Source organism: Psychrobacter lutiphocae DSM 21542 (genome assembly GCF_000382145.1).
Taxonomy (GTDB): domain Bacteria; phylum Pseudomonadota; class Gammaproteobacteria; order Pseudomonadales; family Moraxellaceae; genus Psychrobacter; species Psychrobacter lutiphocae.
Window position 1 is genome coordinate 68,108 of sequence record NZ_KB907632.1, and the last position, 21,847, is coordinate 89,954.

17 protein-coding genes and 2 pseudogenes are annotated in these 21,847 nt (G+C 43.7%); 11 read left to right on the forward strand and 8 right to left on the reverse strand.

What is annotated here, in order from left to right:
- Nucleotides 1–297: 297 nt before the first annotated feature.
- Genes H140_RS0105860 through H140_RS14080 form a run of 3 tightly spaced genes read left to right on the forward strand, consistent with a single transcriptional unit; the run spans nt 298 to nt 4,357 of the window.
- A complete protein-coding gene (locus tag H140_RS0105860; protein WP_019672732.1) occupies nt 298–1,275 on the forward strand; it encodes a zinc-binding dehydrogenase in 978 nt (325 codons plus the stop codon).
- Nucleotides 1,276–1,322: 47 nt separating this feature from the next.
- Nucleotides 1,323–3,674, forward strand: coding sequence for a DUF4401 domain-containing protein (locus tag H140_RS15130; RefSeq protein ID WP_019672733.1), 2,352 nt, complete (start codon nt 1,323–1,325; stop codon nt 3,672–3,674).
- Nucleotides 3,671–4,357 (forward strand): GDYXXLXY domain-containing protein, encoded by a 687-nt coding sequence (locus tag H140_RS14080; protein ID WP_019672734.1) that lies wholly within the window; start codon nt 3,671–3,673, stop codon nt 4,355–4,357. The genes H140_RS15130 and H140_RS14080 overlap by 4 nt, the downstream gene beginning before the upstream one ends.
- A 52-nt stretch (nt 4,358–4,409) precedes the next feature.
- On the opposite strand, the gene H140_RS16490 is transcribed toward H140_RS14080, so the two are convergent.
- A complete protein-coding gene (locus H140_RS16490; RefSeq protein ID WP_406947566.1) occupies nt 4,410–4,538 on the reverse strand; it encodes a hypothetical protein in 129 nt (42 codons plus the stop codon).
- A pseudogene (locus H140_RS14900) lies at nt 4,495–4,947 on the reverse strand (CatB-related O-acetyltransferase); the annotation flags it as partial. The pseudogene H140_RS14900 and the gene H140_RS16490, both read right to left, overlap by 44 nt.
- Before the next feature lie 107 nt (nt 4,948–5,054).
- On the opposite strand from H140_RS14900, the gene H140_RS0105880 reads away from it, so the two are divergent.
- The 3 genes from H140_RS0105880 to H140_RS16120 all read left to right on the forward strand — a co-directional run bounded on the left by H140_RS0105880 (nt 5,055) and on the right by H140_RS16120 (nt 5,993).
- Complete coding sequence (locus H140_RS0105880; protein WP_019672735.1) at nt 5,055–5,360, forward strand: hypothetical protein; 306 nt, start codon at nt 5,055–5,057, stop codon at nt 5,358–5,360.
- Nucleotide 5,361: 1 nt separating this feature from the next.
- The gene (locus H140_RS15835) at nt 5,362–5,610 is read left to right on the forward strand and encodes a hypothetical protein (protein ID WP_156819095.1); all 249 of its coding nucleotides are present in this window, start codon (nt 5,362–5,364) and stop codon (nt 5,608–5,610) included.
- Nucleotides 5,611–5,771: 161 nt separating this feature from the next.
- Nucleotides 5,772–5,993 carry a hypothetical protein gene (locus H140_RS16120; RefSeq protein WP_208596152.1) on the forward strand — a complete coding sequence of 74 codons (222 nt, stop codon included), beginning with the start codon at nt 5,772–5,774 and terminating at the stop codon, nt 5,991–5,993.
- Between the two features lie 254 nt (nt 5,994–6,247).
- On the opposite strand, the pseudogene H140_RS0105885 reads toward H140_RS16120, so the two are convergent.
- The 4 genes and pseudogenes from H140_RS0105885 to H140_RS0105900 form a co-directional block, all read right to left on the reverse strand.
- Nucleotides 6,248–6,664: pseudogene (locus H140_RS0105885) on the reverse strand (GMP synthase (glutamine-hydrolyzing)); the annotation flags it as partial.
- A gap of 100 nt (nt 6,665–6,764) precedes the next feature.
- Nucleotides 6,765–7,754: a tetratricopeptide repeat protein gene (locus tag H140_RS0105890; RefSeq protein ID WP_019672737.1), complete on the reverse strand. Its 990-nt coding sequence runs from the start codon at nt 7,752–7,754 to the stop codon at nt 6,765–6,767.
- A gap of 234 nt (nt 7,755–7,988) precedes the next feature.
- Entirely contained in the window at nt 7,989–9,587 is a 1,599-nt protein-coding gene (guaA, locus tag H140_RS0105895) for a glutamine-hydrolyzing GMP synthase (RefSeq protein ID WP_019672738.1), read from the reverse strand.
- A 381-nt stretch (nt 9,588–9,968) separates the two neighbouring features.
- Nucleotides 9,969–11,609: an RNA-binding domain-containing protein gene (locus tag H140_RS0105900; protein ID WP_019672739.1), complete on the reverse strand. Its 1,641-nt coding sequence runs from the start codon at nt 11,607–11,609 to the stop codon at nt 9,969–9,971.
- A gap of 199 nt (nt 11,610–11,808) precedes the next feature.
- Here H140_RS0105900 and H140_RS0105905 point away from each other — a divergent pair, with 199 nt between their 5' ends.
- The 4 genes from H140_RS0105905 to H140_RS0105920 all read left to right on the forward strand — a co-directional run bounded on the left by H140_RS0105905 (nt 11,809) and on the right by H140_RS0105920 (nt 19,654).
- Nucleotides 11,809–13,650 carry an FAD-binding oxidoreductase gene (locus H140_RS0105905; protein ID WP_019672740.1) on the forward strand — a complete coding sequence of 614 codons (1,842 nt, stop codon included), beginning with the start codon at nt 11,809–11,811 and terminating at the stop codon, nt 13,648–13,650.
- A gap of 8 nt (nt 13,651–13,658) precedes the next feature.
- On the forward strand, nt 13,659–15,500 hold the full coding sequence (locus tag H140_RS0105910; protein WP_019672741.1) for a glycerol-3-phosphate dehydrogenase/oxidase: 1,842 nt from the start codon (nt 13,659–13,661) through the stop codon (nt 15,498–15,500).
- Nucleotides 15,501–15,611: 111 nt separating this feature from the next.
- Nucleotides 15,612–17,183 carry an FGGY-family carbohydrate kinase gene (locus H140_RS0105915; protein WP_019672742.1) on the forward strand — a complete coding sequence of 524 codons (1,572 nt, stop codon included), beginning with the start codon at nt 15,612–15,614 and terminating at the stop codon, nt 17,181–17,183.
- Between the two features lie 590 nt (nt 17,184–17,773).
- On the forward strand, nt 17,774–19,654 hold the full coding sequence (locus H140_RS0105920) for a BCCT family transporter (protein ID WP_019672743.1): 1,881 nt from the start codon (nt 17,774–17,776) through the stop codon (nt 19,652–19,654).
- Between the two features lie 295 nt (nt 19,655–19,949).
- Here H140_RS0105920 and H140_RS0105925 read toward each other — a convergent pair whose 3' ends face one another.
- Both H140_RS0105925 and H140_RS0105930 read right to left on the reverse strand, forming a co-directional pair.
- Nucleotides 19,950–21,104 carry a MalY/PatB family protein gene (locus tag H140_RS0105925; RefSeq protein ID WP_019672744.1) on the reverse strand — a complete coding sequence of 385 codons (1,155 nt, stop codon included), beginning with the start codon at nt 21,102–21,104 and terminating at the stop codon, nt 19,950–19,952.
- Between the two features lie 109 nt (nt 21,105–21,213).
- Nucleotides 21,214–21,549 carry a hypothetical protein gene (locus H140_RS0105930; RefSeq protein ID WP_019672745.1) on the reverse strand — a complete coding sequence of 112 codons (336 nt, stop codon included), beginning with the start codon at nt 21,547–21,549 and terminating at the stop codon, nt 21,214–21,216.
- Nucleotides 21,550–21,625: 76 nt separating this feature from the next.
- On the opposite strand from H140_RS0105930, the gene H140_RS15845 reads away from it, so the two are divergent.
- On the forward strand, nt 21,626–21,847 hold a 222-nt coding region (locus tag H140_RS15845), incomplete at its 3' end, for a hypothetical protein (RefSeq protein WP_026348878.1).

Sequence of the window (21,847 nt, forward strand, 5' to 3'; positions counted from 1 at the left end):
TATAAAATAAAATACAAGATAAACTATAAACAAAATAAGATATCTTGATTAACCATACACCTTTAGTGTGGTAACTAAAATAGGCTATATTAACTTATTGTATAATTTTCATAGCAAAAATACACTTAGTTTCCAAGATGCCCCATGTTTCCTCTGTTGTTACCGCTGATATTAGAAGATTAAAGCGATGTTTAATACAGCGATCCTTTAAAGTAATGTTTGCGTACAAACAACCCCTACATTAGGGCTGTTGAACACTCACCACATATGCTCAATAGTAATCATAAGGATATCACCATGCGAAGTGCAAGTTATCACCAGTTTGGCAAACCCTCAGATGTGTTAAGTATCACCGATGCCCCTATCCCTAAACCAGCGCCACATGAAGTACGTGTTAAGACAATATTAGCATCTATTCACAACCATGATTTGGTCACTATTAAAGGACAATATGGCGATAAGCCAGACTTGCCGACCATTGCAGGTAGTGAAGCACTAGGCGTTATTGATGCGATTGGCTCTGACGTTCAAGGATTTGAAATCGGTCAGCGTGTGGCTGCCGCCAGCGTCACTGGCACATGGGCTGAGTACTTTACTGCGCCTGCGACAATGGTTTTTTCTATCCCTGATGAATTAGAAGATGAGATGGCTGCACAACTGATTGCGATGCCATTAAGTGCCTTAATGCTATTGGAATTTTTGGATGTAAAACCAGGACAATGGACCATCTTAAACGCTGCCAATGGCGCAGTTGGTAAGACCTTTGCCATGCTGGCAGCTGCTCGTGGTGTCAATAGCATCAGTCTGGTGCGCCGTGCTGAAGCGGTCGATGCTCTAAAACAGCTGGGCATTAAGCACGTGGTCAACACCTCTGAGCCCGACTGGAAGCAGGCAGTGCGTGATATCGTCGGTGAGACACCCATCAGCGCCGCAGCCGACTCTCTCGGTGGTGAGGCGAGCAATGACTTATTATCACTGCTTGGTAATGGAGGCAACTTAGTATCTTTTGGGGTGATGGCCGGTCAGCCCATGCTGTTAGACCCCAGCACCCTGATCTTTAAGCAAGCCGTGGTCAAAGGCTTTTGGGGTAGTAAAACCAGTCGTGAAATGGATGTGCCAAACAAACGGCGTTTAATTAATGAGCTGATTGAGCGGGCGGTCAACAAGCAGATGAGCCTACCTATTGAAGCCATTTACGACCTAGCCGATATTAAAGAAGCGGTGTCTGGCAAGGTTCAAAAAGGTAAGCAGGGTAAGGTACTACTTAGACCATAACAGCCGAGTTAAAAATAGCTCGTTAACCACACAAGGAAGTGACTTGTATGCCAAACACACCGCCTGAGTCTGCACTGCCCCCTGATCCTGCACTGCCCCCTGAGTCTGCGTTACCTAATGATTCTGGCTCTGATTCTGGCTCTGATTCCCAGCTATCTAAATTGTCTCCCACCTACCCCAGCCGTGACGCTTGGTTTCATTTCTTTGACAAGGCATTGCTGATTATCGGTGCGGTGGCTCTGGTATTGGCGGTGGTGTTTTTTATCGCCTATAACTGGGCAAATATGGGCAAAATTGGCAAGTTTGCCTTGGTCGAAGGTGCGTTAAGCCTGAGTATTATTGGATATATCATTTTGGCGTATCAGCGCCGTTTTCAATTAGCTCAGCAGTTATTATTACTGGCTGCCTGCGTTCTTACTGGTAGCTTGCTGGCGCTATTTGGTCAAACCTATCAAACAGGGGCGGACACCTGGCAACTTTTTTTTAATTGGGCACTACTCATCATCCCTTGGGTACTGATTGCGCGACTGCCAGCCTTGTGGTTGCTGTGGTTAGCACTGATTAACCTCAGTATTCCGCTATTTGTAAATACTACTGGCTTTTTGTATCCGACAATAGCGCTAGATAGTCATATTTATGGTCACAATGACAGCTTGCAAGTTATCTTGCAAACCCTATTTAACAGCATTGCCTTGGCAGTATGGGTAGCTATGACCGTCAAGCCGACTGCTGAGCATCTTGACCCGTCTAATCCTAAAAGCTTGCCTCTGGTTAACTCTAATCTTAACGCCACAGATACTGGCCATTTAGACCCAAAGTCTTTAGACAAGTCCAGCAAGCTTAACTTTACCAAACAGATTTTGACACGCAACCATCATTGGAGTGTCTATCTACTTGGTGCTATCACCACTTATTACGCCACAAGTGCAGGCATCCTAGCGGTCAGTAGTTATAGCAATGAGTTATCGACCCTCGTCAATCTACTACTATGGATCACCTTTATCGGATATTTATATTGGCGTTTTCGGCGTCAACAGATAGATGTATTAATGCTGACTTATGGCTGTATCTCTGTACTTTTTGTGGTGATATTTTGGCTAGCTTCACCCCTACTTAATCATGCAAATGAGGCAGGTTTTTTATTATTAACCCTATTAGTCAGTGGTATGAGTGCAGGATCTGTTTTTTGGCTGCGCTCACTTCACTCTGAAGATGCGGCTGCCACGGCATCACCCCTCCTCACCACCACTGAGCCGTTAGCAACAACTAACACTGACCTAGCGACTACTGACCCTGACAACCATCTAGCTTATCTTGATACCACCTCCGCTTCTAGCTCTGAGTCACTGCCTTGGTACTTACATTTGTTGATAGGCTTAGGAGGTATGATATCTGGCGTTTCGATGATTGGCTTTATTGCTTTAATACTTTCCAACTATATTGAGCACACCATAACTCAGCTACTGGTAGGTATTACTTTAGCCGCTATCAGCTTATTTATATTTTTTGTCAATCGCAAACAGCTCGGATCTACGCAAGTATTCGTCAGTAGCATCGCTTTTCCGTTGAGCTTTTCTGGTCAATTATTTTTAATCTTTGCCTTATACGATATATTAGACTCCGAGCCACTACTGGCGGTGGCGATAATAATCATCCAAGCTGTATTTTATCTGACTATTAAGGACTTTTTGCACCGCCTGTTTAGTGCACTAGTGGCGTTATCCGCTATGATATGGTTGCTAACCTATTACCATGCACCTGAATTATCTGCTGCTATGTTGGCGCTTGTGTTATGTGTATTTAGCTTACAGTCTGATCAACTTTTGTCCTTTATCACACCACAAAAACAAGCGCTAGCAAGCGCTTTATGTCGCCCATTCACCCATGCCAGTATGCTGTTATTACTCACTGTTTCGGTCGTATTTATTGCTGCTGAGTATGGTCAGGATATCGCCAACGCTACCACTGAGTTTTATTACCATTATCCCTTAGCGCAAGGGCTAATGATTGCTGTCAGCTTATACGCCACCCACCTGTTATTAGCTCGCTATCGCATTGGCTTAACCTCAAAAACAGGCATGATCATCGCCAGCGCTGTCGTCATCTTGGGCATATTATCTGTCTATGTGTCTGGACTGTTGGCGACCTGCTTGGTACTGGTCATTGCCAAAGCCAATCAACAAAAAAGCATCATGGCACTGGCCATCACAGCCTTAGTCGGCTATATCTTTTGGTATTACTATCAATTAGATACCAGTTTACTGGTGAAGTCATATTCTATGTTGGCAGTCGGTGTGGCTCTACTGCTTACCCATTGGATTCTCAAGCGCCACTATGACAGTAATAACACCAGCTACGGCAATAACATCAACCATACTGACAAGGAGCACGGCTTATGAGCATCCAGTCCTTAACCTGCCAAGCCAACAAGCTCTCAAAGCCATTGCCCATTAAAATCAGCATTGGCTTAGCCGTCATAGCTTTGCTTGTCGTATTAGTCATGGTCAATCTGAATATCAAAAAGTTTGAAACCCACCTAAATACCGGCAAACCTGTGTTATTAGAGCTGGCACCGGTTGATCCCAGAGGCTTAATGCAAGGTGATTATATGGCACTTCAATTTGCGCTTGCCGATGACATTTATCAAGCGCTAGAGGAGGCTCACGACTCGCAACAAGAGATCTCAAACGGTGATGGCATTGCCATTGTCAAACTCGATGAGCATCAGGTTGCTCACTTTGTACGCTTGGCCTCATTTAGTGGCCTAGACCATCTCAACACAGACAGCAACACAGACAGCAACACAGACAGCCGTACACACACTTTGCCACCCAATGAAATGCCATTATATTTTCGTATTCGCAATAATCAGGTGAAATTCGCTACCAACGCCTTCTTCTTTCAAGAAGGACACGCCAAAGATTATGAAAGCGCAGAATATGGCTTGTTTCGGGTCAATGACAAAGGCGAACCGCTACTTACGGACATGGTCAATGCTGAGTTTGAAATCATCGAAGCTAGCACAGCCAATAATGATACGGGTAACGATATGGATGACGAGGCGAATACAACATCAAACTAAGAAAACGTTTTACCTTTTAAATAGAGGTTTAACCTGACACACACAACAGAGCCTAGCGAAACGCCTGCCAGTACTGATTCAACGCGTCAATCTTGGCAAAGCACAATAACGGCATGGCATCTTTGATTTGCGCCTCTGTCCAAAACCACCACTGCTCGACTGGCAATAGTTGCCCCGTCACCAACCGTCACACCCGGCATAATCATCGCCTCAGAACCAATCCAAACATCGTTGCCAATGACCGTGTCGACTGCCCGCTAAAAGCCATCAATGGCCTCTACAAAGTTTTCGTTGTCTTGATAAAAGAAGGGAAACGTGGTGACCCAAGACGCCTGATGGCCTTGATTACCCGCCATCATAAACACCGCACCAGAGCCAATGGAACAATAACGACCCATGATAAGTTTGTCGACATCGTCTCTGTCTGGCGCCAAATAGCGGGCACAATCATCAAAGCTGTGACCATGATAATAGCCCGAATAATAGCTGTGCTCACCGACAATAATATTAGGATTAGTAACCTGCGCCTTTAGCGGTATGCCCTTAAAAGGGCTTTCGAAATAGTTGTCATCGTGGCTATGGCTACTCACGGTCAAATCCCTCCTGATGTCTTATAAATTTATCTGTACCGTATTTATTACAGATAAAATCGAGTATATTTAGAGCCACCATTAGTTTCAAACTTTAGGAAAAATAAATGAACCTCAACTTAAGCAGCTTAGGTCTCATACTGGCATTAATCTCTATGATTGGACAAATCTGGGAGCTGGTGCTGATGTGGAAAAAAAAGGAATTTTCACTCTTTGGATTAAGCCTTTTATTTATTGTTGCTGGTAGTTTTTATCAAGTATTAGGGCTTGCTTTACTGGTGATTAAAATCATCTTTTATTCACGTTATTGGTCTGACAAAAGCATACGCAAGCCTTTGTATCTGCAATTGATTCCTATGCTAGTCGCCTTGATTTTGTTTGGCATTATGCTGACGCTCGCCTCGGGTATGTAGGATGCGCAGTATTGATTGGCGTAGCGGTTGTGATGTGGCTGGCGTAGAGGAACGACACCCAGCGAATCATATATTTTCAGTATATCCACATCCAACATATGTTAGAGCCAATCCCGCCATCCGCTCATATCTTGGCTTGCACAGGGGCAGGCGCTACCGGCTAGCGCCATTCCTGCGCCACGAGACTGCCCCTAGCCAAGCGCCTGCAACCCTGTGCTTTACCAAGGATACCCGCTACTGTCGGGGCTAAACCCCGTCTTATGACCACATTCAAGGCATAAACAACAAATCCAGCCCCAGCCCTGAGAAGCGTTGATAAAAGCTCTGGAGGAGATTTTTAGCTTTGCAAGAGCCAAGCTGTGCTTGGCTAACAGATAAAGGAAGGGAGCAAAGCCTTGTGTGAGTTATAGCATGGTGTGTGGTGTAGGCTGGTATGGCGATTGTGGCTGGCGTAGAAGAACGACACCCAGCGAATGTGGATTTTGGGATTTTCACCGTGAGTGTGAATTGAAGGTGCGGTTTAGCCTCGACAGTAGCGGTATCCTGCTGAGGTCAATGGCGATGCGGACTGTGGCTAGGGGCAGTGTCGAGGTAACAGCAATGCACTTAGCCACGATAGTCCGCACGCCATGAGCAAGGCAGATACAAGCGAATGGCGGGATTGGCTCCAACTTTTAAGCTTAAAACTTCCACAGCCCAACATAAAAAGCTAATGTCTAAGCACAAAAAAAGCACCCGATATGCATAACGGGTGCTTTTTATTAACAAACTCTTCTAGGGTGATTCAAAGAGGCGTTTAGTGCAAGGAAGGTGAGCGCAAATTGCACATCAAGTGCATTAAGCGAGCCTGACACCGCAATAAATGCCTATTTGATTCAACCTGTCAATTATTCCCACTCAATCGTCGCCGGCGGCTTGCTCGACACATCATAAGTCACACGAGATACGTCTTTGATTTCGTTCATGATACGGTTACTGACCGTCTCGATTAGCTCGTATGGCAGATGCGCAAAACGGGCCGTCATAAAGTCGATGGTTTCAACCGCACGTAGCGCAATTACCCACGCATAACGGCGACCGTCACCGACCACGCCCACAGATTTGACAGGGGTGAATACCGCAAAGGCTTGTGCTGTCTTTTCATACCAGCCTGAACGCTCAAGTTCTTGCATAAAGATAGCATCGGCTTGACGCAAGATGTCTGCATATTCTTTTTTGACTTCGCCCAAGATGCGCACGCCTAAGCCTGGACCTGGGAACGGATGACGGTAAATCATTTTGTGCGGTAAGCCTAAGGCGATGCCCGTTTATAAGGCGAGAGATGTTTTGCTGCTTGGGGTTATGAAAATATGATTTTGTCCTAATGTCATTGCAGGAATTAAAGACACGCTCTAGATAAAGCTATTATTTTTTTGATCTTTCAGCCCGTTTCTTTTCAATAAGCATTTGTGCTGTTTCATTATCTTCCCACCACTCCCCCATATCTTGCCAATAAAAATACGCTTGCTCTTTACTATTAACAACCGTACCGTAACTACTATCATGATTCATACCACGCGGCATAGCGTGGCGCTTTTTAAGGATTTCATGTGCCACCTTAGGTAGCACCTCCTTACCTTGCTCCCACGCTTGGTCTGCCTTTTGTAAGTCACCTAAGTAGCAATAAGCCAGCGCTTTACCAAAAGCAATATTGGCGAAGACATCATCAGGGAAATGCTCACAAACTTTGATGATTTTTTGATAGTCTTCAGTGTACATATACCACTCAACCAATACCTCACGTACTCCCAAGTTATCATTTGGACATATACTTAACAGTCTCTCTCCCTCTTTACGAGCCTCTTCAAAACAAAGATTATTCGCATAAAGGTTTGCTAACTGAAATAAAGCCCGCAAAAAAGGACGATTATCTAAAAACTCCCAAGGTATTGTATTCTTCTTCCAATTAAAATTTGTAGGAAAAGACTTTAAGTATAAGCGCATGCACTCACGACTACTCATCAAAGCATTAAAAGACTCGTCACACTGTTCATACAAAAAAGCCATATTATAATGGTTCTCTGGAACTGATAAACCTTCGAGCACATAACCTTGTGCAACAACAGTGGCTGCATCAATACCATAGGAGTGCAAAGTCTCAATAATAACTTCAAATGCAGACGGTGGCTGAGACTCGATATCAGCTAGAATCTCATGTTGATAATCTTCCATTACCTGCTGCATGACCTCATCAATATCACGACCTTTTTTAAGCTGCGCTTCTATAATCTCGTGTATCTTTTTAGTAAATGCGTCTTGCGGATTTTGGGGTGCTTTACCTCTCTTACCGCTTGGAAAGCTAATAACACTATCTTCTAGTTGCCACTGGTTTTGACCCATATGAACTAACTTCATACCATACCCCACCTTAGGTTAAATATTTTAGTTTTAAACACCATTATCATAAGCAAGCACTAATGAAGCGCTCTATTAAAGAACATTCAACAACAGATTCGAATCTAAGTCTATTGCAAAATTTCCAGTTCTTAATAAAACGCTCGATGAAAATGAATGATAGTGCTACATTAAGTAGGCTGAACGAGTTATAAGAAGCTAATTGGATTTTTGGTCAGATAGTTTTTTTAAAGACTATTCCCACTCAATAGTCGCCGGTGGCTTGCTCGACACATCATAAGTCACACGAGATACGTCTTTGATTTCGTTCATGATACGGTTACTGACCGTCTCGATTAGCTCGTATGGCAGATGCGCAAAACGGGCCGTCATAAAGTCGATGGTTTCAACCGCACGTAGCGCAATTACCCACGCATAACGGCGACCGTCACCGACCACGCCCACAGATTTGACAGGGGTGAATACCGCAAAGGCTTGTGCTGTCTTTTCATACCAGCCTGAACGCTCAAGTTCTTGCATAAAGATAGCATCGGCTTGACGCAAGATGTCTGCATATTCTTTTTTGACTTCGCCCAAGATGCGCACGCCTAAGCCTGGACCTGGGAACGGATGACGGTAAATCATTTTGTGCGGCAGACCTAAAGCGATACCCAGTTTGCGCACTTCGTCTTTGAATAGATCACGTAATGGCTCGACCAGCTCAAACTGTAAGTCGTCTGGCAGACCGCCTACGTTGTGGTGGCTCTTAATCACGTGGGCTTTGCCTTGGTGTGATTTGGCAGATTCGATAACATCTGGGTAAATCGTGCCTTGCGCTAAGAATTCAACTGGCTTGCCATCGCTACCTTGGCTGATGTCACGAGCGGCATCAGAGAAGACGTCGATGAAGGTTTTACCGATAATTTTGCGTTTGGCTTCTGGATCTGACTCGCCAGCCAATGCATCTAAGAAACGTTTTTCGGCATCAACACGCACTACTTTCACGCCCATGTTTTCGGCGAATACTTGCATCACTTGGTCGCCTTCGTGCAGACGTAATAGACCGTTGTCCACGAAGACACAAGTCAGCTGATCGCCAATGGCTTTGTGCAATAATGCGGCAACCACTGAGCTGTCGACACCACCTGATAGACCTAGTAGAACTTGCTTGTCACCGATTTGCTCTTTTAATTGTGCCACACGCATATCGATGATGTTATCTGGTGTCCAGTCGCCAGCACAGCCACACACTTGATGCACGAAGCGTGATAGCAACACGTCGCCTTGTAAGGTGTGGGTGACTTCTGGGTGGAATTGTAGACCATAGTATTTTTTGTCTTCATTGACCATCACTGCGATTGGACAACTTGGCGTGCTGGCAATAATGTCGAAGCCTTCTGGCGCTTTCACCACTTTGTCACCATGACTCATCCACACGTGCAAGCGGCTGTGCTCTTGATGCTCATCTTCAAGGCCGTCAAGCAAGGTGCTTGAACTTGTGATATCAATGATAGCAGCACCAAACTCATGAACGTCACTGGCTTTGACTTCGCCACCGAAGTGATCCGCCATGGCTTGCATGCCGTAGCAAATGCCTAAAATAGGCACTTCTAAATCAAATAAAGCTTGGTTGATTTTTGGGCTATTTTCGTCGTGTACGCTCTCAGGACCACCAGATAAGATAACGCCTTTGGCACCAAAATTTTTAATGCGGTCGCTATCAATATCGTAGGGATACATTTCGCAGAATACACCGGCTTCACGTACACGGCGGGCAATCAGTTGGCTGTATTGTGAGCCAAAGTCGATGATTAAGATGCGATCTTGTTTGATGGTCGGCTGGTTGTTACTCATAGTTGGGTCCAATTGGGTTGATAAAGTCGGGATATGCAAATTTAATGCTAAACAGCAAATTTAATATTAAAAAGTGAATAAAAATTTGAATAAATAAGCAGATAACTCAAAAGTGGTTAATAACTGTCTATTTTAACAAGAATCTTAGGGTCAATGGGAATTGAGTTTTGTGATAAAGATGAAAAGGTGGCTTCACGCTTATCCCACTCTTTTAATCTATTGATGATAGGCATCAAATGTCTAAAATCAGACTAAAATGTCTAAATTTAGACTTGAATGTCTAAAAAACACCTCAAATGTCTAAAAAGCACCTCAAATGTCTAAAACAGCATGATTAATGTCTAAAACTTAGTCTAAATGTCTAAACTCAACCAATGCTTCTTAATCCTTTAGTTTCCAAGTCTTACCTTCTACTGCAATTTTATCTTGCTTACGCAAATCTTGTAGTAAGTTTCGAACTTTGACTTTTTTTTGTTGTTCAGATAGTACTTCTGGTAACTTATCAAATAAAATATCATCAAACACAGCCCGCTTTACAGGGCCGAAGTCTTCAAGGCATTTTAAAATAACATCTTTATAATACTGATTATTAAAGCCTTTATTTTTAATATAGCTTGCCATATCATCAGTCTGTTCGGCGATATGTTTGCTAATATGATAATTCGGCCTTCTACCCTCAATAAGCTGACGTCCCTTAAGATACTTAGCTTCTGTGTCAGTCAACAGCTTACCTTTTTGAACCTTGTCAAGTAGCATAATATCTTCAAGTGATAAGTCATCAGATGATTGTGCTAGCTTTTGAGCATAAGCTAAATCTAAAACCTTACCGTAAATGGTTACCTCAACTTTATTATTGGTTAAGTCGTATTCAGGTAATGGGAAAAACTTATTACGCTGAATAATAAACATTTTTTTGATGCCACTGCCAATGGTATCTATCATATTCAAGTTAACCATCGCTTGTACTAAAAACTTATTACGATAGCGATGTTCAGGTGCATCTTCTTTAATAACAGCTTCCACACTGGCAGGGATAAACTTACCTTCATTTTTTATGACTAACTTACCATCTTCAAACTCAACCAATGTAATACGACCACCTCTGGCATAGTCTTGATGAGCGATGGCATTGTTTAGTGACTCTCGAATCAGATAAGGATCATATTGCTCCACTTCTTCAGGAAACAAGGTATTACCCTGCATATAGCGATATTTTAAATTACGAATCTTACCAAAAACCTCATCTACTGCCAGTAGCAATGGGCAGGTATAGTGCTCATAATCCTTCTCAATACCCTCTTTATCTTTTAGTATCCAAGTTATTTTTGCAGACGCTGGATTAATAAAGTACTCTGACTCACTTTTGCCAAGTAATAAAATTGCCGTTCGAGTAATTTGCCCTTTAAAGGTAAGCTTGGCTTTGTCCAAGAACTGACGATCATCCCAACCTTTGATATCTTCTATTAACTTTGGATTTTTTTCAGCAAACCTTTGTCGAGCAAAGGCAATGGCATCGGGATCTAAGTCCTCGATGTCAGCATCATGAATGATATGCCGGCTCCAGTCTGGCTCAAAAGATGCTCGTATCGTTTCAAGCTCATTGATATTTAATGCGCCAAGTGAAGATCCGTCTCGACCATAAAAATGGCCATCAGACGCAATAGGCATTCCTTGCGGTGCAGGTGGTATCTGCAACATCAATACTCTGCCATTTGGATGATTGACTTCAAATATATCAGTGAAAGTTACTCGCCCTGTCATACGATCAGCCACATCTTTTTTAAGCTTATCTAATACCGCACCATCTAAATAAGCTTGTGTACCAACAATGTTCTTATCATCATTAACCCCTAAAACCAACCATGCACACGCCTTTGCTTTTAGATTAGCCTCATTACTTAATGCTGAAAAGTATTTGCACAACTTCTTAAAGTCATACTGTGTTTTAGCTTCTTTGAACTCAACAACTTCGTTTTCGTTAGCGTCTAATAGTTCAGATAATTGAATAATGGCATTTAGCATGGTATTCACTTAAATATTTAAGAGTAGAGTTGGTTATGGATAGCACTTAAATTCGCGCACCTTTATCTTACCTGTGATGGCTGAATAAATAACAATGTTTTTGTAAATAAAGAGCTGATTAATCCAGTAATTCATTTGCTATGGCAACAGGTTTTGTTATATTGTCTCAATAATAACAAATGGATAGGTTGTATATACTATGAGTAAAATCGACGCTTTTTTTCAACACCATACGGACGCTCACTCTAGCGCAAACGCTACTTCTCAAGGCACTAAAACCACTCAAAACACCGCTCAAACTACCTCTAAAAATAGTAGTGAAAAACGCTCACGTTTTAAAAAAAAGCACCAAAAAAACCCTTTTTTAGACAATGCCTTACACGGTAATACGCCAAAACAAATGACCCGTTGGAATGGCTGGGGTAACATTAATTTCAACAAAGCCGTCTCCAAACATGGCGCTCGATTGATTCGCTCTCACCTTGGTAAAACCAAAAAACTGCCTTCCATTCGCCTACAACAAGTACTCAAACAAGTCCCCAAATCTCGCCTGCCAGCCGAGCTTACCGAACTAGAACTCATCAGCATCGACCCAGAAGTCAGAGTCAGACACGCCCGTGGTCAAAGCTTCGCTGATTGGATTGCAATGCACAGTGGTAACTTTGGTGCTTTCCCCGATGGGGTCGCCTTCCCAACCAGCACTGAGCAGGTCGAGCAATTAATGCAACTGGCGATTGAGCATGACTTGCAGCTGATTCCTTATGGTGGCGGTACGTCTGTGGTCGGCCATATTAATCCACCAAATCCGTCTAATAGCTCTGGTAAAAATAAGGCCTCTCGTCCAGTGTTAACCATTGCCATGGGCAAGATGGATAAACTGCTAGACTTCGACAAAGACAGTCAAATTGCCACCTTTGGCGCTGGTGCGCAGGGCCCTGTGGTCGAAGCACAATTAAGCCAGCTTGGCTATCGTCTTGGACACTATCCACAGTCTTGGGAGTTATCGACTCTAGGTGGCTGGATTGCGGCACGCTCAAGTGGCCAGCAGTCGCTGGGCTATGGCCGTATTGAGCAAATGTTTGCTGGCGGTACTTTGGTCACCCCACAAGGCACGCTGACTATTGCCGACATCCCTGCCTCTTCAGCAGGTCCTGATTTGCGTGAGATGATGATGGGCAGTGAAGGTCGAGCGGGTATATTTACCGAAGTTAAAATGCGGGTGCAACCTTTGCCTGAGCAAGAGCTGTTTAAAGTGGTGTTTTTGCCCAATTGGGAAGCAGGTAAAGCCGTATTGCAGCAAGCAGTACAAGCTGATATCCGCTTATCAATGCTACGCCTCAGCAATGCGATTGAAACCGACGCACATTTGCACTTAGGCACCACCGCCAGTCAGTTTCTAGCGATTAGTACCTATTTAAAAGCCAGAGGGCTTGGCGCAGACAAGGTGATGCTAACCTACGGTGTCAGTGGCGATAAAGCACAAAACAAACTGGCACTGAGCCAATTTCGAGCCTTATTAAAACAACAGGGTGGCGTCGGTGGCAAGCTGGCAGATCTGATGGGTGCTATCTGGGCACATGGTCGCTTCAAGTTTCCTTATTTACGTGGCACGCTTTGGCAAAAAGGCATCATGGTCGATACCTTTGAGACGGCGACCAATTGGCGCAATATAGATCTACAACTGTTTGATATGGAGCAGGCCGTTCACCACGCCCTCACCGATGAAGGTGAAAATGTGATGGCCTTTACCCACATCTCACACGTCTATAAGCAAGGTGCCAGCCTTTATACCACTTACTTTTTCCGAGCTGCCAAAGATCATGCCAGCACCTTAAGTCGTTGGCAAAAAATAAAACAAGCGGCCAGCCTCAGTGTCGCCAATGGGCACGCCACCATTTCCCATCAACATGGGGTGGGACGTGACCATGCGCCATATTTGGCTGCTGAAAAAGGGGAGCTTGGCTTACAAGTAACCAAAGATATGTTGACCAGCTTGGATCCAGAGCAACGGATGAATCCTGGCGTTTTACTAGAAGACTAGGGCAGTTTATGAGTCAAAGCAAACACCGCCAACAGGCACTCGCCCCTTTATCCAGAACGGAACCTTGGGATATGTTGATTATCGGTGGCGGCATTACCGGTGCTGGTATCGCCCGAGAAGCCGCACGTCAGGGACTGCAAGCCTTATTAATTGAACAAAAAGATTTTGCTTGGGGCACTTCCAGCCGCTCCAGCAAAATGGTACATGGCGGTCTGCGCTACATCGGCATGGGCGACTTCAAAACCACCCGTCTTAGCGTCCAAGAGCGTGAGCGCCTGCTCAATGAGGCCAATGGTTTGGTTAATGAAATGCACTATGTGATGGCGCATTACAAAGGCAATTTCCCACCGCCTTGGCTGTTTAATATCGTACTGCGCCTATATGACAGATTGGCTGGCAAACGCTATTTTAAATATTTTAACAAAGCAGCGTTTTTAAAATTAAAAACTGGTATCAAACAACATAAGTTTTTGGGAGCCAGTCAGTTTAGTGATGCGGTCACCGATGATTCACGTTTGGTGATGCGGGTATTAGATGAAGCCATCCACGACGGCGCGGTTGCTATTAACTATCTACAAGCCCAGTCACTGCTGACCAATGAGCAAGGCTTGATTATTGGTGCCAGATTGGTCGATACAACAACAGATACAGACAGTGGCATTAATACGAGCACCTATACTAACGCTAATACTGACGCTGATATTAATGCCAGCGCCAACGCTGATACTGATACTAGCACTAATATTAACGCTGATACTGAGCAGGCTAACCAGCATCCCGCCCATTATGAGGTACATGCCAAAGTGGTGGTTAATGCCACAGGCGCTTGGGCGGATAACTTACGTCTACAAGCGGGCTCAACCACGCAAGACGCCCATCACTCACCGTTACGCAGACAGATTCGCCCCTCACGTGGCAGTCATTTGGTGGTCAGCCAAGAGCGTCTTCCTGTCACGCACGCCTATACCCTACTGCATCCGACCGATAAGCGAGCCTTGTTTGTCTTCCCTTGGGAAAATCGTACCGTCATTGGCACCACCGACTTAGACCACCCTGATTTGGATGACAAGGAAGTGGCAATAAGCGCTGACGAAGTCGATTACTTATTAATGGCGGCCAATGATTTGTTTGATAGTGCCCACCTAACCAAAGCGGACATCATCAGCACTTGGGCAGGGGTGCGTCCCTTAATCTCAGAGGCAGGGCATGGCAAGCGGGTTAGCCCAAGCAAAGAAAAACGAGATCACAGCGTTTGGCTTAATAACAACTTGGTGACGGTCAGTGGTGGCAAGCTCACTACTTTTCGCTTAATTGCACTGGATGTGATGGCACGCTGTCAGCCCATATTAGCTAAAAACCCGCACTCACTTTCCAAAGCTGATACGAGTACTGATGCCAATACTGATACGAATACTGACACCCATACTGATACGAATCCTAAAAACAACACGGACGCCGTATTTAGCAACCCTTTACCCACTAATGAAAAATTTGCTACCCTGCCCCTTAAGTTACAGCATAGGTTACAAGGCTTTTATGGTCGTCAACTAGATACCTTACTAGAATTGGCACAACCAGATGAATTAACCTATATCTCTGATAGCAATACCTTATGGGCTGAGATTCGCTTTGCCACCCGTTATGAGCAAGTCATTCATTTAGACGACTTATTGCTCAGGCGCACTCGCTTAGGTTTATTAATTCCCAACGGTGGATTAACCCCGTTAATTACCAAGCATTTAAAGCAGATATGCCAACAAGAGCTGGGCTGGGATGAACAAAAATGGCAACAGGAAGTTGCCCGTTATCAACAGCTGTGGCAACGTTATTACTATCTGCCTAACTGCTAACTGCTAACTGCTAACTGCCTAACTGCTAATTGCTAATAACTATTAAATTAAATAGCTGATAATTTAAACAGCTGATTCGTTTATAAAAAAACATATACCAAGGATGGAAGCATGAGAAGAGATCACCACGCCAAACCCATTTATTTACTGGCGATAGACAATGGCACTCAAAGTGTCAGAGCGCTGATTTTTGATCAATTTGGCACCGAAATCGCAAAGGCACGGGTGCCCATTGAGCCTTACTTTTCAACCCAGCCAAGCTATGCCGAGCAACACGGCGACTATTATTGGCAAAAACTGGCTGAAGCCTGCCAGCAGTTATGGCAAAACTGTGATATTAAGCCATCACAAATCGCAGGGGTCAGTCTCGCCACTCAGCGCTACACCATGCTGTGCTTGGATAAGGATAAAAAACCGTTACGTCCCGCTATTGTTTGGATGGATCTGCGCCAAGGCAAACCTAACAATTTAGGATTATTAGGCGCAGTAACCTCAGTGATTGGTATGGGCGAGCTGGTAAAAGAAGCACAGCAAAAAGCACGGTGCAACTGGTTGGCGCATTATGAGCCTGAAGTTTGGCAACAAACCGCCTATTACGTCAATCTATCCGCCTATTTGACCGATAAGCTGACCAGCGATCTGGTTGATTCTAGTGGTCATATACTCGGTTATTTGCCTTATGATTACAAGGCACAGGCTTGGATGTCACCCCATAATATAAAATGGCGACTGTTCAGCTGTCGTCTTGAGCAGATGCCTAGACTGGTCGCACCAGGGCAGCAATTGGGCACCATTAGCGCACAAGCTGCGGCTGCCACTGGTATCATCGAAGGCACACCCATGATAGCGGCTGCCAGTGATAAGGCGTGTGAAGCCTTGGGCTCAGCAGGTCTGACCTCGGACACCGCCTGCCTAAGCTTTGGCACTACCGCCACCATCAACACCACCTCGCAAGATTATATTGAAGTATTAAAACACATGCCGGCTTATACCGCTGCCGCCCCCAATTATTATAATCACGAGTATATGGTCTATCGTGGCTTTTGGATGGTCAGCTGGTTTAAAGAGCAGTTTGCCCACTACGAACAGCAATTGGCCAAGACCCAAGGTATAGATACTGAAAAACTTCTCGATGAGGCTATCAAAGACATTCCTGCTGGCTGTATGGGACTGATGATGCAGCCCTATTGGTCACCTGGGGTGCGTCATCCGGGTCTTGAGGGCAAAGGTTCACTGATTGGTTTTAGTGACATACACACCCGTGCCCACGTCTATCGAGCGATATTAGAGGGGTTGGCATACGAATTAAAGCTGGGATTTGATACCATTGAAAAAAGCACTGGCAAGCGCATTAAGCACTTACGTGTCTCTGGCGGTGGCTCTCAAAGTGATGTGGCCATGCAATTGACCGCAGACATCTTTGGCATGCCAGCTTATCGTCCGCATACCTTTGAAGCGTCTGGACTTGGTGCCGCCATTAACTGTGCGGTGGGGCTGGGCATTTATCCAGATCATCTGACCGCCACTGAGGCCATGACCCATTTGGGTGATGAATTTTTGCCAATTGCGGACAATGTGCAGTTGTACCGTCGTTTATATAAAGAGGTGTATTTAAAAATGTATGAGCGCCTGCAACCTTTGTATTGCCGTATTCAAAAGATTACCGGCTATCCGCCACTATAAAACTTATTTCAAACCTAACTTTTAACCCTGTTTAAAACTCTTTTTACGCTCTTTTTTAAACGCTATTTCAAATCCTTTTTTAAGTCTTGTTTTAAATATAAGCTAAATACAACTAATATAAAACTCAGCTACAACTTTTGTAGAAAATTTTTTAAAATAACAACACAAGCAAAGAAAACTTTATAAAAAAAAATATTACCCATAAAATAAAATCGATGCTTATCTTTTTTGTCGTCGTTTTTATTATCAACTTTTTATTAAACAAGCTCATGTCACTTGGACAAGATCTTGCTTATGTGTTTGTACTTAGCATACTCACGACCTTCGCGTTTTATCTGATGATGGCGATTCGAGGTCGCTGGTCGCATTGATGGGCAAGTTACATGAATGGCATTCGCCAATCGCCTAGCCAACTGCCTAATTCGCAAATTACCTAAATAAGGCCCAATCATGCGAGCCAATCACCATCATCAACCTGAGCAGTTGATGCGCAAAAAACATATCGGTGGCTCTAGTGTGTTAAGATATAGGCACATATAAGTTTTATTAAAAAAAACAATAAGATTTATCTTAGCATTAGGAGCACATACATGAGTAACTCTAGTGGTAAGCAACATAACCACACAACGAACAACACCCAGCAAAAAAACACAACGCAATACCAATACCTTCCCGATTTTATTAGATCTACTTCCAAGCATCGCCGCCCACCCCGTTTAGGTACCTTTAATGCGGGCATGGAAATATCGCAGCGCAGACCGGATCATGAGCCTGATACACGCATCGATAAGTTTACCTTCGGTATGGTGCTGGCAATCTTATTTAGTATCTGTATTCCCTTAATTTTCTTTCCTGAGCAAGGTAAAGAATGGGTTGGTATTGCACGCACCTTTGTCACAGACAAATTTGGCTTTGCCTACCTCGCATTTGGGGTGCTGGCCATGATGTTTGTGGTTTACATTATCTTTTCTGATATCGGAAAAATTAAACTGGGGCGTCCTGAAGATGCGCCAGAGTTTACCGATGCCTCATGGGCAGCCATGCTGTTTTGTGGTGGTATTGGTGCCAGTATTTTATACTGGGGTTTGATTGAGTGGGCCTATTATTATCAAGGTCCTCCGTTTAACATTGAAGCCGGTACACCAGACGCCATCCGCTGGGCCACCACTTATGGTATCTTCCACTGGGGTCCTGTGGCTTGGGCGATTTACCTAGTGCCTGCTGTACCGATTGCCTATTTTTATTATGTGCGTCAGACACCAGTACTCAAGGTCAGTCAGACCTTGATGCCGTTATTAGGTGAAAAACTGGCCGGCAGCAACTGGGCAAAAATGCTGGATGTGCTGTTCGTATTCGGTATGGTTGGTGGTGGTGCCACAACCCTTGGTCTGGCCTCACCGTTAATTACTGAAGGCTTGCACAACCTATTTGGTCTACCACGCACCATTACCATGCAGATGGTGGTGTTATTTGTGACCACTTTGATTTTCGCTTACAGTGCGTATCAAGGCTTAAAAGGCGGTATTCAAAAGCTGTCGAATATCAACTTTTATCTGGCTGTGGTGCTGCTATTATTTATCCTAGTTGCTGGCCCAACCGTCTTTATTCTGAACACAGGTCTTGAAGCCATTGGCCGTTCAATTACTGAAATGCCGCGCATGATGACCTACATTGAGCCATTTAAAGACTTTGGTAGCTTCGGCTTTGAACATACTACCTTCCCGCAAGATTGGACGGTGTTCTATTGGGCTTGGTGGCTGGTATTTGCGCCAACCATTGGTCTATTTATCGCCAAGATTTCACGTGGTCGCACCATCCAAAACATGGTGGTCGGTTCGATGTTTTACGGCTCACTAGGCTGTGCGATGTTTATGATTATCTTAGGTAACTATGGCTTGTATTTACAGCTTACAGGTAGCGTGGATGTGGTCAATATCCTAAATAACGAATCGGCAACTGCCGCTATTTTTGCTATCTTAAATAGCTTGCCAATGCCGTACTTAGTGGTTGCGGTCTTTACCTTCTTAGCGGTCATCTTTACCGCCACCACCTTTGACTCTATTTCATATATCTTAGCGTCAGTGGTACAAGTAGAAGTAGATGACGAACCACACCGCTGGAACCGCTTATTCTGGGCATTTACCTTGTGTCTATTGCCAGCCATCTTAATGTTCCTAGGCGACCTTGCAACCTTGCAAACCGCCTCTATTATCGCTGGTGCACCACTGATCATCATCTTGTCTATGATGATGTTGTCGGTGATTAAAGCAGCCCGTTACGACTTGCACTATCAGCCAGATTACAACCTCAAAACCATTCACATTGAAGAGTTGGCAGAGAGTGCGCCTTGGGAAGAAGGGATTACCTCTGAAGCCCCAGAAGGCTCTGTGTTAGCACAGCAAGAAGAGTGGGAACATATGATTGAAGAAGAGGCTGAAAATTCAGAAGATGAACAGAAACAAGACAAGTAAGCTTTAACAAAAACCGTTAACGGCTCACGCTTCACAAAGAGGCTGGATTAAAGGGTTAATCCAGCCTCTTTTTTATAATTTTTTACAGTCAAAGAAATCTAATACCAAATCTAAAAATTAAGCTATCGAGAAAAACGAGTGCAAACGCTACATATAGTAGGTTTAGAGAGTTTGACAAAGATAGGTTGTTTTTTAGAAAAGGTATAAAATGGTGACAAGGAAACCGAGCACAAATACTACAACTGTAAGCTTAGCGAGATTAATACCGTAACCGTTTAGTATTTCACCGACTATATTAAACGCCCACTAACGCCTGCTTCACCCTATCTAACCCCTCTCTCAACAACGCCTGCGGACATGCCACATTAATACGCAGCTTTAAATGACCTTGTTGACCGTATTGAATCCCAGAATTTAGCTCGACTTTGACCGCACGTAAACTGTCATATAACGCCTTATCATCGCTCGCATAAGCAGCACAATCCAGCCATATCAGATACGAGGCTTCAGGACGCATCACCTTAATATCAGGTAAATTAGTGGCAAAATAATTGACGGTAAACTCGATATTTTTTTCAATATAAGCAAGCACTTGCTCAAGCCACTCAGTGCCCTGCTCATAGGCACTTTGCATGGCCGCATAAGCAAATAAATTCAGATCATATTCATCATTGAGCTTTTGATGCTTCTGAATTTGGATACGTAGCGCCTTATCTTTGACAAAGATCATCGAGCCTTTGATACCTGCAATATTAAAGGTTTTGGTCATTGAAGTTAGGCTCACCACCATATGCTCATAACCATCAACTAAACTCAAAAATGGGGTAAAGGTATGCCCAGTTAAGGTCAAATCTTGATGAATCTCATCACTCACAATCGCCACATTGTACTTTTTACACAGCTCAAGAACCTCTATTAGCTCCTCCTTCGTCCACACGCGACCGCCCGGATTGTGAGGGTTACATAGCAAAAACACCTTCACCTTATGCTTCTTAATCTTGGCTTCCATATCTGCAAAATCAAAGGTGTATTTGCCGTCTTTTTCTACCAAAGCTGAGCTGATCACCTTACAGCCATTAAGCTTGGTTTTGATTACAAAAGGTGCATAAATCGGGTCATTGATCAATACCGCATCGCCCACTTCAGTAAACAGATTGAGCATCAGCGAAATACTCGGCACCACCCCAGGTGAAAACAAAATCTCATCTTGAGTAAGCGACAACCCATAACGACTGCCGTGCCAGTTTATAATCGCCTCATACAGTGCATCAGTCTGCTTGGTATAACCCAACACACCATGCTCAATAATCTTCCTAATGCTATCCAAAATAGGCGGCGCCGCTTTAAAATCCATATCCGCTACCCACAATGGAATGGTGTCATCTTCATAATGCCATTTAATTGAGCCAGTATTGTGTCTATCGATAATCTCGTCGAAATTGTATTGCATGGTGGTCTCCTTAAAGGTGAAAAAGTGGGGTTTTATGCTATTTGCCAGAGGGTTTGGGGCAGAGATAATAATTAAAGTTTGAACATTGTAACGCTCTTGGCTACCTGAATTAATAAATCTTAGGTGTTGGCTGCAATTGATTCGCTGTTTCTAACAAACCAATTAATTCTTCTCTATAGCCTTTAGCATAAGGAATGACGTATATAGTATCGTTATGTTTTACGCCTATATAATCATAATCGTATTTTTTATATGGCTTTAGACCTGGAATTTGTGATTCAAATTTTAATTTTCTTTTGTTCAATATGAGCGTGAATTTACTAATTTCTATAATAGACCCCCACTTTAATTTGATTTTTAAACCATCGTCTAAATTCAAGCCTACTATCACTCTCTTTTTATCTACATAGAAAAATCTATATATGACATATATAAAACCTGACATACCTATTAGCCAATATATAATACCAATTCCAAGAAATAATATATAATAAATTATTATTTACTATTACGACGCCAGTATGCCAAAAATAACGCCTAGAAATCATAAGTTAAGCGATCACGACTTTCTGAAGCTATCAAAAGTTGAATCTAAACCAAGAGCACGGGTCAAACTGCTTATATTACATCAACTCAGTCAAAACAAATCCTTAGAAGGCATAGGTAAAGACTTTGGCTATCATCCTCAAAGCATAGGTATCATCAGAAAGAACTACTGGCTATATGGTCTTAAAAGCATCTAC

Coding starts and splice junctions, on each gene's coding strand:
- H140_RS15130 (WP_019672733.1), top strand. CDS start 1,323: ATGCCAAACACACCGCCTGAGTCTGCACTGCCCCCTGATCCTGCACTG.
- H140_RS15835 (WP_156819095.1), top strand. CDS start 5,362: ATGCGCAGTATTGATTGGCGTAGCGGTTGTGATGTGGCTGGCGTAGAG.
- guaA (WP_019672738.1), bottom strand. CDS start 9,587: ATGAGTAACAACCAGCCGACCATCAAACAAGATCGCATCTTAATCATC.
- H140_RS16120 (WP_208596152.1), top strand. CDS start 5,772: ATGGTGTGTGGTGTAGGCTGGTATGGCGATTGTGGCTGGCGTAGAAGA.
- H140_RS0105905 (WP_019672740.1), top strand. CDS start 11,809: ATGAGTAAAATCGACGCTTTTTTTCAACACCATACGGACGCTCACTCT.
- H140_RS14080 (WP_019672734.1), top strand. CDS start 3,671: ATGAGCATCCAGTCCTTAACCTGCCAAGCCAACAAGCTCTCAAAGCCA.
- H140_RS0105930 (WP_019672745.1), bottom strand. CDS start 21,549: ATGTCAGGTTTTATATATGTCATATATAGATTTTTCTATGTAGATAAA.
- H140_RS0105925 (WP_019672744.1), bottom strand. CDS start 21,104: ATGCAATACAATTTCGACGAGATTATCGATAGACACAATACTGGCTCA.
- H140_RS0105920 (WP_019672743.1), top strand. CDS start 17,774: ATGAGTAACTCTAGTGGTAAGCAACATAACCACACAACGAACAACACC.
- H140_RS0105860 (WP_019672732.1), top strand. CDS start 298: ATGCGAAGTGCAAGTTATCACCAGTTTGGCAAACCCTCAGATGTGTTA.
- H140_RS0105900 (WP_019672739.1), bottom strand. CDS start 11,609: ATGCTAAATGCCATTATTCAATTATCTGAACTATTAGACGCTAACGAA.
- H140_RS0105915 (WP_019672742.1), top strand. CDS start 15,612: ATGAGAAGAGATCACCACGCCAAACCCATTTATTTACTGGCGATAGAC.
- H140_RS0105890 (WP_019672737.1), bottom strand. CDS start 7,754: ATGAAGTTAGTTCATATGGGTCAAAACCAGTGGCAACTAGAAGATAGT.
- H140_RS0105910 (WP_019672741.1), top strand. CDS start 13,659: ATGAGTCAAAGCAAACACCGCCAACAGGCACTCGCCCCTTTATCCAGA.
- H140_RS0105880 (WP_019672735.1), top strand. CDS start 5,055: ATGAACCTCAACTTAAGCAGCTTAGGTCTCATACTGGCATTAATCTCT.